Raw genomic sequence first — 16,078 nt, forward strand, 5'->3', positions numbered from 1 at the left:
AAAAGATAACCCCGGCATGCATTTATTTTCTTGAGGCTTCAAGCACATCAAACGGCATGGCTGATCGAGACCCAATAGCGAGTGAAATAACGCACGCTGATAGGGAGTGAGGCCTGTAGGTTCGTCAACACTGCGTCCGTGGAATCCAGTCGAAAAGTACCGGAGACACGTAAGCTCGAGGAGCGCTGATCACATTGCAGGATCCCGGGGCGATAGCGTCCCAACTCTCGAATGACGTCGCCCAAAAAAGCATCCAGGACAATCAGTTGACCATTGATCCAGGCCGCTTCCGATAAGCGATAAGGGCGAGTCACGCCGATACTGGCGGTGTCGAAATCGACCCCTTCACCAGCTCGCAGGATGCGTGGACTCGCGATTTGATCGCCTGGTTGAATGCTGACGCGGTCCTCCAGTACACCGACACGTGTCGATCCCGACAATTGATGAACCGAAAACTGCGTTCCCAGTGCCTGTATGCGGCCGTCCTGGGTTTCGACGAAAAACGGGCGAGCATCTCCGTATTTTCCCGTGCGTACGAGAATCTCTCCCGCGCGCAATCGGATCAGTCGTTGCTGGCCATCGAACAGGACATCCACTGCCGTATGGGTGTTGAGGTACAGACTGGTCCCGTCGGCGAGCTCTATCTTTTTTCGTTGACCGACTTTAGTGGCGTAGTCGGCCCATACATTTCCCAGCGAGGTGTATTGCTGGACGTTCCAGCCAACGTATCCGGTACCGGCGAGTAGAAGTAACAGCTTGAGCACCTGGCGGCGATGATGGGTAGAGGAAAGCGCGCGCCGGGTAAGGTCTTTAGGCAAGGCGCCCAGATGTCGTTGCATTTGCTCCATCTGGTTCCAGGCCGCCAAGTGCGCCGGATTGCTCTCGACCCAATGCTGCCAAGCCTGCTGTTGGGCCTGCGAAGGCGGTTCTATTTGAAACTGCACGTACCAACTGGCCGCGGCTTCAAAGATTTTTCGATCGGGGACGACTGGCATCATGCGCTCGCCAAAATCAGAGAACATTCCGTGAGTGCGCGAATCATGTGTTTCTTTACCGTCGTCAGCGACACCTGCAACTCCAGAGCGATCTGTTGATAAGTCAGGCCATCGATCTGTGAAAGCATGAAGATACGTTTCGCTCTTGCACCTAAGCCTGTCAGGGCTTTATCCACAGCTATCAGGGTTTCGATGATAAGGACTTTATCCTCTTCACTGATCGTGGTGGCATCGGGGCGGGAAGCCACTGACTCCAGATACGCCACTTCGATGGCTCGCCGGCGGTAACGGTCGATCACCAGCCCACGCGCCACTGTCGCCAAATAGTCTCTCGGCTCGCGAATCTGTGCGGCATTTCTGGCTCCCAGGATGCGCACGAAGGTGTCGTGCGCAACATCTGCAGCATCGCAAGCGTCGTGCAACTTTCCCTTGAGCCAACCGTACAACCAGGAATGGTGCTGCTCGTAGATCTGCTGAACTGCCGCCGTATCTGAGGGTAAGGGCATAGTGGAATAGGTGAGTTAATGATAATGGCTATTATTAGCTTTTGTTTCGCCTTCTCACAATAGCGTTCCGCTACCAGGCATCGACTGCTCGGCGGCTACTTTTTCCCCTCTTTTGCACTGCCATGACACCGTCGGGCGAATTTTTCGTGCCCGAGGTTCGGCCAAATGGACGATTTCTGTGGATTAAGCCCTGTGAATAACCATCACTAAGGGCAGTTGATAACAGGGCCTGAAAACTGGATATAACCACCCCTGTGGATAACCACCTCTTTAATCCACAGGCTTAAACCGGTTATCCAACGCGCTCATTGGCACATGAACACAGGGTTTTGAATCTCTGTACACATTGATAATAAAGGCCTGTAGAGATCTATCCACAGAAACTAGCCTCAGTAGAAATAAACATAAAAACAAAGATTTAATAAATTTCTCTCTTTTTAATTTCTATTATCCCGACTTCTCCACAGCTGGTTAAATTTTGTGCAAAGGGTTCTTTAGGAAGGGCGAAGTCCCTATACTTGTCGACCAGGTCCAAAAACCTGAGCTCAAACTATTCCTGATTACCTAACTGAAGCAGGCACGAGGTGCGTGGTGGATTTCCCTTCCCGTTTTGAAGTGATCGTCATCGGCGGCGGTCATGCCGGTACCGAGGCAGCACTGGCCTCAGCACGTATGGGGGCAAAAACCCTGTTGCTGACGCATAACGTGGAAACCCTCGGCGCCATGAGTTGCAACCCCGCTATCGGTGGGATTGGCAAAAGCCATCTGGTCAAGGAAATCGATGCCCTGGGCGGCGCGATGGCCATGGCTACCGATAAAGGCGGCATCCAGTTTCGCGTTTTGAACAGCCGTAAAGGCCCAGCCGTACGAGCCACTCGCGCTCAGGCAGATCGGGTTCTCTACAAGGCAGCAGTTCGCGAAGCACTGGAAAACCAGCCCAACCTGTGGATATTTCAGCAAGCTGCCGACGACCTGATCGTTGAGCAGGAACAAGTGCGCGGCGTAGTGACCCAAATGGGTCTTCGTTTCTTCGCCGATTCAGTGGTATTGACCACCGGCACGTTCCTCGGTGGACTTATCCACATAGGGATGCAGAATTTTTCCGGCGGCCGTGCCGGTGATCCGCCCTCAATCGCTCTGGCGCACCGTTTGCGTGAATTGCCGTTGCGCGTCGGTCGTTTGAAAACCGGCACACCACCGCGTATCGACGGTCGTTCCGTGGATTTCTCGGTGATGACCGAGCAAGCGGGCGATACGCCAATCCCGGTGATGTCGTTCATGGGCTCCAAAGAGCAACACCCCAAACAGGTGAGCTGCTGGATTACCCACACCAACGCCCGTACACACGAGATCATCGCCGCCAACCTCGACCGTTCGCCGATGTATTCCGATGCAGGGCTGATCGAAGGCATTGGCCCTCGGTACTGCCCGTCGATCGAAGACAAGATTCATCGCTTTGCCGACAAGGAAAGCCACCAGGTCTTCATCGAGCCGGAAGGACTTACCACCAACGAGCTGTACCCGAACGGGATCTCCACCTCCTTGCCGTTCGACGTGCAATTGCAGATCGTGCAGTCGATCCGCGGTATGGAAAACGCGCACATCGTGCGGCCGGGCTATGCCATCGAATACGACTATTTCGATCCGCGTGACCTGAAATACAGCCTGGAAACCAAGGTGATTGGCGGTTTGTTCTTCGCTGGCCAAATCAACGGGACGACCGGTTACGAAGAAGCCGGTGCCCAGGGATTACTGGCCGGGGCTAATGCCGCGCTGCGTGCGCAGGGCAAAGACGCCTGGTGTCCGCGTCGCGACGAGGCGTACATCGGCGTGTTGGTTGACGACCTGATTACCCTCGGCACTCAAGAGCCGTACCGGATGTTCACTTCCCGTGCCGAGTACCGCCTGATCCTGCGTGAAGACAATGCGGACCTGCGGTTGACCGAAAAAGGTCGCGAGCTGGGTCTGGTCGATGACGCGCGTTGGGCTGCTTTCTGCACCAAACGTGAAAGCATCACGCTGGAAGAACAGCGTCTGAAAAGTACCTGGGTTCGTCCAGGCACCGAGCAGGGCGATGCGATTTCCGAGAAGTTCGGAACGCCGCTGACCCACGAATACAATCTGCTCAATCTGCTGAGTCGTCCGGAAATTGACTACGCTGGTCTGATCGCAGTGACAGGTGGCGGTGCGGAAGATCCACAAGTCGCAGAACAGGTCGAAATCAAGACCAAGTACGCCGGCTACATCGATCGTCAACAGGATGAAATCGCTCGCCTGCGTGCCAGTGAAGACACGAAATTGCCTGTGGATATCGATTACACGAACATTTCCGGCCTCTCGAAAGAGATCCAGAGCAAGCTCGGCGCTACGCGTCCGGAGACTCTCGGCCAGGCTTCGCGAATTCCGGGTGTTACTCCAGCAGCCATTTCGCTGTTGATGATTCATTTGAAAAAACGCGGCGCGGGCCGTCAGTTGGAGCAAAGCGCTTGAGTTCGTTGGTCACCTCGCAACACGCCGAAGAGTTATCCACAGGTGCTCGCCAGCTCGGTGTCACCCTGACAGAGGCCCAGCACGCCCAGTTGTTGGGCTATCTGGCCCTGTTGATTAAATGGAACAAGGCATACAACCTGACCGCAGTCCGGGATCCGGACGAAATGGTTTCCCGTCACTTGCTCGATAGTCTCAGCGTGATGTCGTTTGTCGAAAACGGTCGATGGCTGGACGTGGGTAGCGGCGGCGGCATGCCGGGTATTCCGTTGGCCATCCTGTTTCCGGAGTCGCAGGTGACCTGTCTGGACAGCAATGGCAAGAAAACCCGGTTCCTCACCCAGGTAAAACTCGAACTCAAACTGGATAATTTGCAAGTTATCCACAGTCGCGTGGAAGCTTTCCAGCCTGCACAGCCCTTCAACGGGATCATCTCCCGGGCATTCAGCAGCATGGAGAATTTCACCAACTGGACTCGCCACCTCGGCGATACCGATACGCGTTGGCTGGCAATGAAGGGCGTTCATCCAGCCGATGAGCTGGTAGCATTGCCGGCAGACTTCCACCTCGATAGCGAACACGCCCTGGCCGTACCTGGTTGCCAAGGCCAACGTCATCTGCTGATACTGCGCCGCACGGCATGATTGGGAACAAAAGCAAGAATGGCTAAGGTATTCGCGATTGCGAACCAAAAGGGTGGTGTGGGTAAAACCACCACCTGCATCAACCTCGCAGCATCCCTGGTTGCAACCAAGCGCCGGGTGCTGTTGATCGATCTCGATCCACAGGGCAACGCCACCATGGGTAGCGGTGTGGATAAACACGGCCTGGAAAACTCGGTCTACGACCTGTTGATCGGTGAATGCGATCTGGCTCAGGCCATGCATTACTCCGAGCACGGTGGTTACCAGCTGTTGCCGGCCAACCGCGACCTGACCGCGGCAGAAGTGGTTCTGCTGGAAATGCAGATGAAGGAAAGCCGTCTGCGCAGTGCGCTGGCGCCGATCCGTGAAAACTACGATTACATTCTGATCGATTGCCCACCGTCGCTTTCGATGCTGACACTCAACGCTCTTGTGGCTGCTGACGGGGTAATTATCCCCATGCAGTGCGAGTACTTTGCACTCGAAGGCTTGAGCGACCTTGTGGATAACATCAAGCGTATTGCTGAGCTGCTGAACCCGAATCTGAAAGTCGAAGGCCTCTTGCGGACTATGTATGATCCGCGACTGAGCCTGATGAACGATGTTTCTGCGCAGCTCAAGGAACACTTCGGCGATCAGCTTTACGACACCGTGATTCCGCGCAACATCCGCCTGGCCGAAGCGCCAAGCTACGGCATGCCTGCGCTGGCTTACGACAAGTCTTCGCGAGGCGCCATTGCCTATCTTGCATTGGCGGGCGAGATGGTTCGCCGCCAACGCAAAAACTCACGCACCGCCGCCGCTCAGGCAACTTAAGGAATCCCCATGGCCGTCAAGAAACGAGGTCTCGGACGTGGACTGGATGCACTGCTGAGTGGTCCTACTGTCAGTTCGCTGGAAGAGCAGGCGGTGCAAGCAGACCAACGTGAGCTGCAGCACCTGCCGCTGGACCTGATCCAGCGCGGGAAGTACCAGCCGCGTCGAGACATGGATCCTCAAGCGCTGGAAGAACTGGCGCAGTCGATCAAGGCCCAAGGCGTCATGCAGCCGATCGTGGTTCGCCCCATCGGCAGTGGGCGCTTCGAAATTATTGCCGGTGAACGCCGTTGGCGCGCAAGCCAGCAGGCTGGCCAGGAAACCATTCCGGCCATGGTCCGCGATGTACCGGATGAAACCGCGATCGCGATGGCGCTGATCGAGAACATCCAGCGTGAGGACCTCAATCCGATCGAGGAGGCGGTCGCCCTGCAGCGATTGCAGCACGAATTCCAGCTGACACAGCAACAGGTCGCGGAAGCGGTAGGCAAGTCCCGCGTAACCGTGGCCAACCTGCTACGCTTGATCGCGTTGCCTGAAGTTATAAAAACCATGCTGTCGCACGGTGACCTGGAAATGGGTCACGCACGTGCTTTGCTCGGTTTGCCTGAAAATCAACAGGTTGAAGGGGCGCGACATGTTGTCGCACGGGGGCTGACTGTGCGCCAGACTGAGGCACTGGTTCGCCAGTGGTTGAGTGGCAAACAAGAGCCTGCCGAACCGGTTAAACCGGACCCGGATATCGCCCGACTCGAGCAGCGCCTGGCCGAGCGCCTAGGCTCTGCGGTGCAGATTCGACACGGAAAGAAGGGGAAGGGGCAGTTGGTGATTGGTTACAACTCCCTCGATGAGCTTCAGGGTGTGCTCGCACACATTCGCTGAAACATTTCCTCATGTAGCGTGCAGTCGGAAATCACTACCTGACAGTTGAATAGGGGCAGAACCGCCCCTATACTCTGCGCGCATTTTGTCGGCACAAATTATGCCAAGTTATTGAATTCTGGCAGCCGACCATTGGAGAGCAATAGTGATGGAAAGACGCACGCCAAACCGCTTGCCGTTCCATCGCCTGGCAGTTTTTCCGGTCTTACTCGCTCAATTTGTCGTTTTGGTACTGGCCGCTTTGGCGCTTTGGTACTGGCATGGAGTCGTAGCCGGGTACTCGGGACTTTGCGGAGGCCTGATAGCCTTGCTGCCCAATGTTTATTTCGCTCACAGGGCATTTCGGTTTTCCGGCGCCCGAGCAGCCCAAGCCATCGTCCGGTCTTTTTATGCCGGTGAGGCGGGCAAACTGATTTTGACGGCAGTGCTCTTTGCATTGACGTTCGCAGGTGTGAAGCCATTGGCGCCGCTAGCTGTATTCGGCGTCTTCGTGTTGACCCAACTGGTCAGCTGGTTCGCGCCCCTGCTGATGAGAACAAGACTTTCGAGACCTTAGGGCGTTTGAGGCAACCATGGCAGAGACAACCGCTTCGGGCTATATCCAGCACCACTTGCAGAACCTGACCTTCGGTCAGCACCCAACAGGCGGGTGGGGTTTTGCCCACACCGCAGCAGAAGCCAAAGAAATGGGCTTCTGGGCTTTCCACGTCGATACACTCGGCTGGTCGGTCGCGTTGGGTCTGATTTTCGTTCTTCTTTTCCGCATGGCGGCAAAGAAAGCGACATCGGGTCAGCCTGGTGCTTTGCAAAACTTCGTTGAAGTATTGGTCGAATTCGTCGATGGCAGCGTGAAAGACAGCTTCCATGGCCGTAGCCCGGTGATTGCACCGCTGGCACTGACCATCTTCGTCTGGGTCTTCCTGATGAACGCCGTCGACCTGATCCCGGTTGACTGGATTCCTCAGCTGGCCATCCTCATCACTGGTGATGCGCACATTCCGTTCCGTGCCGTATCGACCACTGACCCGAACGCTACCCTGGGCATGGCCCTGTCGGTGTTCGCGTTGATCATTTTCTACAGCATCAAGGTCAAGGGCATCGGCGGCTTCATCGGCGAACTGACCCTGCACCCGTTCGGCAGCAAGAATATTTTCCTTCAAGCCCTGCTGATCCCGGTGAACTTCCTGCTGGAGTTCGTGACGCTGATCGCCAAGCCTATCTCCCTGGCACTGCGTCTGTTCGGCAACATGTACGCCGGCGAGCTGGTCTTCATTCTGATTGCTGTGATGTTCGGCAGCGGTCTGCTCTGGCTTAGCGGCCTGGGCGTAGTACTGCAGTGGGCGTGGGCTGTGTTCCACATCCTGATCATCACCCTGCAGGCGTTTATCTTCATGATGTTGACCATCGTCTACCTGTCGATGGCGCACGAAGAGAACCATTAAGACCAGTCTCGACTAGTCTGATGTCCCACCCGGTCAAACGGGTGGGTGCCCGAACAGGGCTATGAAACGATTTGTTTTACCGCTTTAAAATCTAAAAAACCTAAACCATACGACGTAAAAGTCGGGAGGAAAGATGGAAACTGTAGTTGGTCTAACCGCTATCGCTGTTGCACTGTTGATCGGCCTGGGCGCACTGGGTACCGCAATTGGTTTCGGCCTGTTGGGCGGCAAGTTCCTGGAAGGCGCAGCGCGTCAACCAGAAATGGTTCCAATGCTGCAAGTTAAAATGTTCATCGTCGCCGGTCTGCTCGACGCCGTGACCATGATCGGTGTTGGTATCGCTCTGTTCTTCACTTTCGCGAACCCATTCGTTGGTCAACTCGCTGGCTAATTACTCGAACCTTCGAGTAATTGGTGTGATGTGCAACGAACGAGCGAGGTGTTGGCGTGAACATTAATGCAACCCTGATTGGCCAGTCCGTTGCGTTCTTCATTTTTGTACTGTTTTGCATGAAGTTCGTGTGGCCTCCGGTCATCGCGGCTTTGCACGAACGTCAGAAGAAGATCGCGGATGGACTGGACGCTGCCGCCCGAGCAGCTCGCGACCTGGAGCTGGCCCAAGATAAAGCGGGTCAGCAACTGCGCGAAGCAAAAGCTCAGGCAGCCGAAATCATTGAGCAAGCCAAGAAACGCGGTAACCAGATTGTTGAAGAGGCTGTTGAAAAAGCCCGTATCGACGCTGACCGTGTGAAGGTTCAGGCTCAGGCCGAGATCGAGCAGGAACTGAACAGTGTCAAAGACGCGCTGCGTGCCCAATTGGGTGCACTGGCCGTTGGCGGCGCCGAGAAGATCCTGGGTGCCACAATCGATCAAAACGCGCACGCGGAGCTGGTAAACAAACTGGCTGCTGAAATTTAAGCGAGGGCGATCATGGCAGAATTGACCACGTTGGCCCGACCTTACGCTAAGGCAGCCTTCGAGCACGCCCAGGCCCACCAGCAACTGGCCTCTTGGTCAGCCATGCTCGGCCTGGCTGCAGCAGTGTCGCAAGACGGCACCATGCAGCGCGTGCTCAAGGCCCCGCGACTGACGAGCGCAGACAAGGCCGCCACGTTTATTGACGTGTGCGGCGACAAGTTTGATGCCAAGGCACAGAACTTCATTCACGTCGTTGCCGAAAACGACCGTCTCCCGCTTTTGCCGGAGATATCCGCTCTGTTCGACCTGTACAAGGCCGAACAAGAGAAATCGGTAGACGTTGAAGTGACCAGTGCTTTTGCATTGAACCAAGAACAGCAAGACAAACTCGCCAAGGTTCTCAGTGCACGACTCAACCGGGAAGTGCGCCTGCAAGTCGAGGAAGACAAATCCCTTATTGGGGGCATTGTCATCCGCGCCGGCGACCTGGTTATCGATGGCTCGGTTCGCGGCAAACTCGCGAGCCTTGCCGAAGCATTGAAATCTTGAGTTTGAAGGGGCAGCAGAGCAATGCAGCAACTCAATCCTTCCGAAATAAGTGAAATTATCAAGGGCCGCATCGACAAGCTCGATGTGACCTCCCAAGCCCGTAACGAAGGCACTGTCGTCAGCGTATCTGACGGTATCGTGCGGATTCACGGTCTGGCCGACGTTATGTACGGCGAGATGATCGAGTTTCCGGGCGGCGTCTTCGGTATGGCTCTCAACCTGGAGCAAGACTCCGTAGGTGCCGTAGTTTTGGGCTCCTACCAGTCTCTGGCTGAAGGCATGAGCGCCAAGTGCACCGGCCGCATCCTCGAAGTTCCGGTTGGTAAGGAACTGCTGGGTCGCGTAGTCGACGCACTGGGTAACCCAGTTGACGGCAAAGGTCCGCTGAACAACACCGAGACCGACGCGGTCGAGAAAGTTGCTCCAGGCGTGATCTGGCGTAAGTCGGTAGACCAGCCTGTACAGACTGGCTACAAGGCTGTCGATGCCATGATTCCTGTCGGCCGTGGCCAGCGTGAGCTGATCATCGGTGACCGTCAGATCGGTAAAACCGCTCTGGCGATCGACGCGATCATCAACCAGAAAAACAGCGGTATTTTCTGCGTCTACGTAGCCATCGGTCAGAAACAATCGACCATCGCTAACGTGGTTCGCAAGCTGGAAGAAAACGGCGCACTGGCTAACACCATCGTCGTTGCCGCGAGCGCTTCGGAATCTGCAGCACTGCAGTTCCTGGCTCCGTACTCCGGTTGCACCATGGGTGAATTCTTCCGCGACCGCGGTGAAGACGCGCTGATCGTTTATGACGATCTGTCCAAGCAAGCAGTGGCTTATCGCCAGATTTCCCTGCTGCTGCGCCGTCCACCAGGCCGTGAAGCTTACCCAGGCGACGTGTTCTATCTCCACTCCCGTCTGCTGGAGCGCGCATCCCGCGTTTCGGAAGAGTACGTAGAGAAGTTCACCAACGGCGCAGTGACCGGCAAAACCGGTTCCCTGACCGCACTGCCGATCATTGAAACCCAGGCTGGCGACGTTTCCGCGTTCGTTCCGACCAACGTGATTTCCATCACCGACGGTCAGATCTTCCTGGAATCGGCCATGTTCAACTCCGGGATCCGTCCTGCAGTGAACGCCGGTGTTTCGGTATCCCGTGTGGGTGGTGCCGCTCAGACCAAGATCATCAAGAAGCTCTCCGGTGGTATCCGTACCGCTCTGGCTCAGTACCGTGAACTGGCGGCATTCGCCCAGTTCGCTTCTGACCTGGACGAAGCGACCCGTAAGCAACTTGAGCATGGTCAGCGCGTTACCGAGCTGATGAAGCAGAAGCAATACGCACCAATGTCGATCGCTGACATGGCGCTGTCGCTGTATGCCGCTGAGCGTGGGTTCCTGACTGACGTTGAAATCGCCAAGATCGGCAGCTTCGAACAAGCGCTGATTGCTTTCTTCAACCGCGATCACGCCGATTTGATGGCGAAGATCAACGTGAAGGGTGACTTCAATGACGAAATCGACGCTGGCATGAAAGCCGGTATCGAGAAGTTCAAGGCCACCCAAACCTGGTAAGCCGCAGCGGGAGCCGCGAGGCTCCCGCTTGCTAACCTGATAGGTGTTACATGGCAGGCGCAAAAGAGATTCGCAGTAAGATTGCGAGCATCAAAAGCACGCAAAAGATTACCAGCGCCATGGAAAAAGTGGCGGTCAGTAAAATGCGCAAGGCACAAATGCGCATGGCTGCTAGCCGTCCTTACGCGGAGCGCATCCGCCAGGTTATTGGCCATCTGGCCAACGCCAACCCGGAATATCGCCACCCGTTCATGCTCGACCGTGAAGTAAAGCGCGTCGGTTATGTTGTGGTGAGCAGTGACCGTGGTCTGTGTGGTGGCTTGAACACCAACCTGTTCAAGGCTCTGGTCAAGGACATGGCGGTAAACCGCGAAAACGGCGTCGAGATCGATCTGTGTGTTGTTGGTAGCAAGGGTGCGGCTTTCTTCCGCAACTTCGGCGGTAACGTCGTAGCAGCTATCAGCCACCTGGGTGAAGAGCCGTCGATCAATGACCTGATCGGCAGCGTCAAGGTGATGCTGGATGCCTACCTGGACGGCCGTATTGACCGCCTGTCCGTGGTGTCCAACAAGTTCATCAACACCATGACGCAACAGCCTACCGTGGAGCAGTTGATTCCATTGGTGGCAACCCCGGAACAGGAACTCAAGCACCACTGGGATTATCTGTACGAACCGGACGCCAAAGAGCTGCTTGACGGCTTGATGGTCCGTTACGTGGAGTCGCAGGTCTACCAGGCGGTGGTCGAGAACAACGCGGCTGAACAAGCTGCGCGGATGATCGCGATGAAGAACGCTACCGACAACGCCGGTGATTTGATCAGCGATTTGCAGCTGGTCTACAACAAGGCGCGTCAGGCTGCGATCACCCAAGAGATCTCGGAAATCGTCGGCGGCGCTGCCGCGGTTTAACGGTTCAAATATTCAGAGGATCCAGCTATGAGTAGCGGACGTATCGTTCAAATCATCGGCGCCGTTATCGACGTGGAATTTCCACGCGACAGCGTACCGAGCATCTACAACGCTTTGAGTGTAAAAAGCGATGCAGGCACCACCCTGGAAGTTCAGCAGCAGCTGGGCGACGGCGTGGTACGTACCATTGCGATGGGTTCCACCGAGGGCTTGAAGCGCGGTCTGGAAGTCACCGACTCCGGCGCAGCCATCTCCGTACCAGTCGGTAAAGCGACTCTGGGCCGGATCATGGACGTTCTGGGCAACCCGATCGACGAAGCTGGCCCGATCGATACCGAAGAGCGCTGGGGCATTCACCGTCCTGCGCCAACCTTCGCTGAACAAGCAGGCGGCAACGACCTGCTGGAAACCGGCATCAAGGTTATCGACCTGGTATGCCCGTTCGCCAAGGGCGGTAAAGTAGGTCTGTTCGGTGGTGCCGGTGTAGGCAAAACCGTAAACATGATGGAACTGATCCGTAACATCGCCATCGAGCACAGCGGTTATTCCGTGTTCGCCGGTGTGGGTGAGCGTACTCGTGAGGGTAACGACTTCTACCACGAGATGAAGGATTCCAACGTTCTGGACAAAGTGGCACTGGTTTACGGTCAGATGAACGAGCCGCCGGGTAACCGTCTGCGCGTAGCACTGACCGGCCTGACCATGGCTGAGAAGTTCCGTGACGAAGGTAACGACGTTCTGCTGTTCGTCGACAACATCTATCGTTACACCCTGGCCGGTACTGAAGTATCCGCACTGCTGGGCCGTATGCCTTCCGCAGTAGGTTACCAGCCGACCCTGGCCGAAGAGATGGGTACTCTGCAAGAGCGTATCACTTCGACCAAAAACGGTTCGATCACCTCGATCCAAGCGGTATACGTACCTGCGGATGACTTGACTGACCCGTCGCCAGCGACCACTTTCGCCCACTTGGACGCCACCGTCGTTCTGTCCCGTGACATCGCTTCCCTGGGTATCTACCCAGCGGTCGATCCACTCGACTCGACTTCGCGCCAGCTGGATCCGAACGTAATCGGCCAGGACCACTACGACACCGCTCGCGGCGTACAGTATGTTCTGCAGCGTTACAAAGAACTGAAGGACATCATTGCGATCCTGGGTATGGACGAGCTGTCGGAAACCGACAAGCAGTTGGTAAACCGTGCTCGTAAGATCCAGCGTTTCTTGTCGCAGCCGTTCTTCGTGGCTGAAGTCTTCACCGGTGCTTCGGGTAAATACGTTTCCCTGAAAGACACCATTGCTGGCTTCAAAGGCATCCTCAACGGTGACTACGACCACCTGCCAGAACAAGCGTTCTACATGGTCGGCGGCATCGAAGAAGCGATCGAGAAAGCCAAGAAACTGTAATCCCGGCGCCCGGCAACGGGCGCTAATTTAGGTTGAGGCAATCAGATGGCTATGACAGTCCATTGCGATATCGTCAGCGCGGAAGGGGAAATCTTTTCCGGCCTGGTCGAGATGGTGATTGCGCACGGTGCACTGGGTGATCTTGGTATCGCCCTGGGTCACGCGCCGCTGATCACTAATCTCAAGCCGGGCCCGATCCGCCTGGTCAAGCAGGGCGGGGAAGAGGAGGTGTATTACATCTCCGGTGGTTTCCTCGAGGTTCAGCCGAACATGGTCAAGGTACTTGCCGATACTGTGCAACGTGCTGCCGACCTGGACGAAGCCTCCGCTCAGGAAGCCGTTAAGGCTGCCGAGAAGGCCTTGCATGAGCGGGGCGCGGAGTTCGATTACGGTTCCGCCGCCGCACGTCTGGCCGAGGCCGCAGCTCAGCTGCGCACCGTTCAGCAAATCCGCAAGAAGTTCGGCCACTAACAGGTCGATACTTTGTTGTGCGATTGATTAAAAAGGGTAGCCTCGGCTACCCTCTTTTCTTTTCCGATATTCATCACCTGGTCGCAGCCGCTGACCACCCAGGATTGGTAGCCAGTCATGTCTCTAGAAATCGTTATCCTCGCCGCAGGCCAAGGCACTCGCATGCGTTCGGCACTGCCGAAAGTACTGCACCCGATTGCCGGCAATTCCATGCTTGGCCATGTTATCCACACTGCGCGGCAGCTGGACCCACAGCGCATTCACGTGGTGATCGGTCATGGTGCCGACGCGGTACGTGAGCGTCTGGCGGCGGATGACCTGAATTTTGTCCTGCAGGACAAGCAACTGGGGACCGGTCACGCCGTTGCTCAAGCGGTGCCCTTCATCGAATCCGATACCGTGCTGATTCTGTACGGCGATGTTCCGTTGATCGAAGTTGAAACCCTGCAGCGTCTGCTGAAGAAAGTCGCGGCCAAACAGCTTGGCTTGCTCACTGTGGAACTGGACGACCCGACCGGATATGGCCGTATCGTTCGCGATGCCCAAGGTCAGGTGACAGCCATCGTTGAGCAAAAGGACGCCAACGAAACCCAGCGTGCAATCACTGAAGGCAACACCGGCATCCTGGCAATGCCTTTTGCGCAACTGAGTGGCTGGATGAGCCGGCTCTCCAATAACAACGCCCAAGGCGAGTATTACCTCACCGACGTGATTGCCATGGCGGTCAGCGATGGTTTGGTGGTAGCCACCGAACAAGCTCATGACGCCATGGAGGTGCAGGGCGCCAATGATCGCAAACAGCTGTCCGAGCTCGAGCGCCACTATCAACTTCGCGCCGGCCTTCGTTTGATGGCTCAGGGCGTAACGCTGCGCGACCCGGCACGTTTTGATGTCCGCGGTGAAGTCACCGTAGGCCGCGACGTGCTGATCGACATCAACGTGATCCTCGAAGGCAAAGTCGTCATTGAGGACGATGTGGTGATCGGCCCGAACTGCGTCATCAAGGACAGCACCCTGCGCAAAGGCGTGGTGATCAAGGCGAACAGCCACATCGATGGCGCAATCATGGGTGAAGGCAGCGATGCAGGCCCATTCGCTCGTTTGCGTCCGGGTAGCGTGCTCGAAGCTCGCGCGCATGTGGGTAACTTCGTTGAGCTCAAGAATGCTCATTTGGGCGAAGGCGCCAAAGCCGGTCACCTGTCCTATCTCGGTGATGCCGAGGTCGGGGCTCGTACCAACATCGGTGCCGGCACCATCACTTGCAACTACGATGGTGTGAATAAGTGGAAAACCGTATTGGGTGAAGACGTGTTCATCGGCTCCAACAATTCGTTGGTGGCGCCTGTGGATATCTCCGACGGCGCAACCACTGCAGCCGGCTCGACCATCACGCAGAATGTGGATAACGCACAATTGGCTGTGGGCAGAGCGCGCCAGAAAAATATCGACGGTTGGAAGCGTCCGGTAAAAATCCAGAAGAGCTGAGTTATCCACAGATCCTTTGGTGTCTGTCGATAACTATCGCGGGCAAGCTTTGCTCCTACAAATAGAAGTCGTTCATTAAAGTTATGAACAACCTGTTTCTGTAGAAGCAAGGCTGCCCGCGATGCGTTTATCCACAGATTTTTTATCGCTTCCCGCTTGACGAAGTTTCGCCGATAGGTTTTGATTGCTTCCGTTATCTTTCGAATCGAAACTTACCAGCTCATGTCGAAGCGCAATACACCACAACGCCGCCACAACATCCTCGCCTTGCTCAATGAGCAGGGCGAAGTCAGTGTGGATGAGTTGGCCAAGCGCTTCGAAACTTCGGAAGTTACGATCCGCAAGGACCTGGCAGCACTTGAAAGCAATGGTTTGCTGCTTCGCCGATACGGTGGTGCGATTACCATGCCTCAAGAACTGGTCGCCGACATCGGCCAACCGATCTCGAAATACAAACAGGCCATCGCCCGCGCTGCAGTCATGCGAATCCGCGAACATGCGCGGATCATCATCGATAGCGGCAGCACGACCGCAGCGATGATTCCAGAACTCGGGCAACAGCCCGGTCTAGTCGTGATGACCAACTCCCTGCATGTCGCCACCGCGTTAAGCGAACTGGAACATGAACCGGTGCTATTGATGACCGGTGGCACCTGGGACCCGCATTCCGAGTCCTTTCAAGGGCAGGTTGCCGAGCAGGTACTACGCTCTTACGACTTCGACCAGTTGTTCATCGGTGCCGATGGCATCGACCTGGTACGCGGTACAACCACCTTCAACGAATTGCTGGGACTCAGTCGAGTCATGGCTGATGTTGCTCGCGAAGTCGTGGTGATGGTTGAGGCCGACAAGATCGGCCGCAAGATTCCAAACCTGGAACTGCCATGGGGCAGTGTCCATACCCTTATTACCGATGATCGCCTGCCGCTAGAAGCACGCGATCAGATTCAGGCGCGCGGAATCACTTTGATCTGCGCTGCTGTCAGTCAGGAGAAATAG

General features: G+C 56.0%; 17 protein-coding genes. 15 read left to right on the forward strand and 2 right to left on the reverse strand.

Translation table 11 applies throughout. The features are described 5' to 3' along the window. Nucleotides 1-47: 47 nt before the first annotated feature. Complete coding sequence (locus tag AC3ZVB_RS17980) at nucleotides 48-995, reverse strand: FecR domain-containing protein (RefSeq protein WP_490147332.1); 948 nt, start codon at nucleotides 993-995, stop codon at nucleotides 48-50. Beyond that, nucleotides 995-1,501, reverse strand: a complete 507-nt coding sequence (locus tag AC3ZVB_RS17985) for a sigma-70 family RNA polymerase sigma factor (protein ID WP_490147304.1) — start codon at nucleotides 1,499-1,501, stop codon at nucleotides 995-997. Before AC3ZVB_RS17985 ends, AC3ZVB_RS17980 begins: the two co-directional genes overlap by 1 nt. 591 nt (nucleotides 1,502-2,092) lie before the next feature. Between AC3ZVB_RS17985 and mnmG the strand changes: the two genes are divergently transcribed. From mnmG to AC3ZVB_RS18060, 15 genes are all read left to right on the forward strand, one after another. After that, nucleotides 2,093-3,991 (forward strand): tRNA uridine-5-carboxymethylaminomethyl(34) synthesis enzyme MnmG, encoded by a 1,899-nt coding sequence (mnmG, locus tag AC3ZVB_RS17990; RefSeq protein ID WP_490147305.1) that lies wholly within the window; start codon nucleotides 2,093-2,095, stop codon nucleotides 3,989-3,991. Then, entirely contained in the window at nucleotides 3,988-4,632 is a 645-nt protein-coding gene (gene rsmG / locus AC3ZVB_RS17995; RefSeq protein WP_162437612.1) for a 16S rRNA (guanine(527)-N(7))-methyltransferase RsmG, read from the forward strand. The genes mnmG and rsmG overlap by 4 nt, the downstream gene beginning before the upstream one ends. An 18-nt stretch (nucleotides 4,633-4,650) precedes the next feature. After that, the gene (locus AC3ZVB_RS18000; RefSeq protein ID WP_007934331.1) at nucleotides 4,651-5,448 is read left to right on the forward strand and encodes a ParA family protein; all 798 of its coding nucleotides are present in this window, start codon (nucleotides 4,651-4,653) and stop codon (nucleotides 5,446-5,448) included. 9 nt (nucleotides 5,449-5,457) lie between these two features. Continuing rightward, nucleotides 5,458-6,330 (forward strand): ParB/RepB/Spo0J family partition protein, encoded by an 873-nt coding sequence (locus tag AC3ZVB_RS18005; protein WP_007948093.1) that lies wholly within the window; start codon nucleotides 5,458-5,460, stop codon nucleotides 6,328-6,330. A 148-nt stretch (nucleotides 6,331-6,478) separates the two neighbouring features. Continuing rightward, nucleotides 6,479-6,886 carry a F0F1 ATP synthase subunit I gene (locus AC3ZVB_RS18010; protein WP_162437613.1) on the forward strand — a complete coding sequence of 136 codons (408 nt, stop codon included), beginning with the start codon at nucleotides 6,479-6,481 and terminating at the stop codon, nucleotides 6,884-6,886. A 16-nt stretch (nucleotides 6,887-6,902) separates the two neighbouring features. After that, entirely contained in the window at nucleotides 6,903-7,772 is an 870-nt protein-coding gene (gene atpB / locus AC3ZVB_RS18015) for a F0F1 ATP synthase subunit A (RefSeq protein ID WP_162437614.1), read from the forward strand. A gap of 133 nt (nucleotides 7,773-7,905) precedes the next feature. Beyond that, nucleotides 7,906-8,163, forward strand: a complete 258-nt coding sequence (atpE, locus tag AC3ZVB_RS18020) for a F0F1 ATP synthase subunit C (RefSeq protein WP_002555987.1) — start codon at nucleotides 7,906-7,908, stop codon at nucleotides 8,161-8,163. A gap of 56 nt (nucleotides 8,164-8,219) precedes the next feature. After that, nucleotides 8,220-8,690, forward strand: a complete 471-nt coding sequence (locus AC3ZVB_RS18025) for a F0F1 ATP synthase subunit B (RefSeq protein ID WP_008027535.1) — start codon at nucleotides 8,220-8,222, stop codon at nucleotides 8,688-8,690. Nucleotides 8,691-8,702: 12 nt separating this feature from the next. Further along, nucleotides 8,703-9,239, forward strand: coding sequence for a F0F1 ATP synthase subunit delta (locus AC3ZVB_RS18030; RefSeq protein WP_490147306.1), 537 nt, complete (start codon nucleotides 8,703-8,705; stop codon nucleotides 9,237-9,239). A gap of 21 nt (nucleotides 9,240-9,260) precedes the next feature. Then, nucleotides 9,261-10,805 carry a F0F1 ATP synthase subunit alpha gene (gene atpA, locus AC3ZVB_RS18035; RefSeq protein ID WP_008155713.1) on the forward strand — a complete coding sequence of 515 codons (1,545 nt, stop codon included), beginning with the start codon at nucleotides 9,261-9,263 and terminating at the stop codon, nucleotides 10,803-10,805. Nucleotides 10,806-10,855: 50 nt separating this feature from the next. Then, the gene (gene atpG, locus AC3ZVB_RS18040; RefSeq protein ID WP_150582364.1) at nucleotides 10,856-11,716 is read left to right on the forward strand and encodes a F0F1 ATP synthase subunit gamma; all 861 of its coding nucleotides are present in this window, start codon (nucleotides 10,856-10,858) and stop codon (nucleotides 11,714-11,716) included. Nucleotides 11,717-11,743: 27 nt separating this feature from the next. After that, on the forward strand, nucleotides 11,744-13,123 hold the full coding sequence (gene atpD, locus AC3ZVB_RS18045; protein ID WP_150630634.1) for a F0F1 ATP synthase subunit beta: 1,380 nt from the start codon (nucleotides 11,744-11,746) through the stop codon (nucleotides 13,121-13,123). A 45-nt stretch (nucleotides 13,124-13,168) separates the two neighbouring features. Then, nucleotides 13,169-13,594, forward strand: a complete 426-nt coding sequence (locus AC3ZVB_RS18050; protein WP_007969909.1) for a F0F1 ATP synthase subunit epsilon — start codon at nucleotides 13,169-13,171, stop codon at nucleotides 13,592-13,594. Between the two features lie 117 nt (nucleotides 13,595-13,711). After that, a complete protein-coding gene (gene glmU / locus AC3ZVB_RS18055; protein WP_194690842.1) occupies nucleotides 13,712-15,079 on the forward strand; it encodes a bifunctional UDP-N-acetylglucosamine diphosphorylase/glucosamine-1-phosphate N-acetyltransferase GlmU in 1,368 nt (455 codons plus the stop codon). Between the two features lie 222 nt (nucleotides 15,080-15,301). Further along, entirely contained in the window at nucleotides 15,302-16,078 is a 777-nt protein-coding gene (locus AC3ZVB_RS18060; RefSeq protein WP_490147307.1) for a DeoR/GlpR family DNA-binding transcription regulator, read from the forward strand.

Source organism: Pseudomonas sp. MDV22-iso1, from assembly GCF_058145095.1.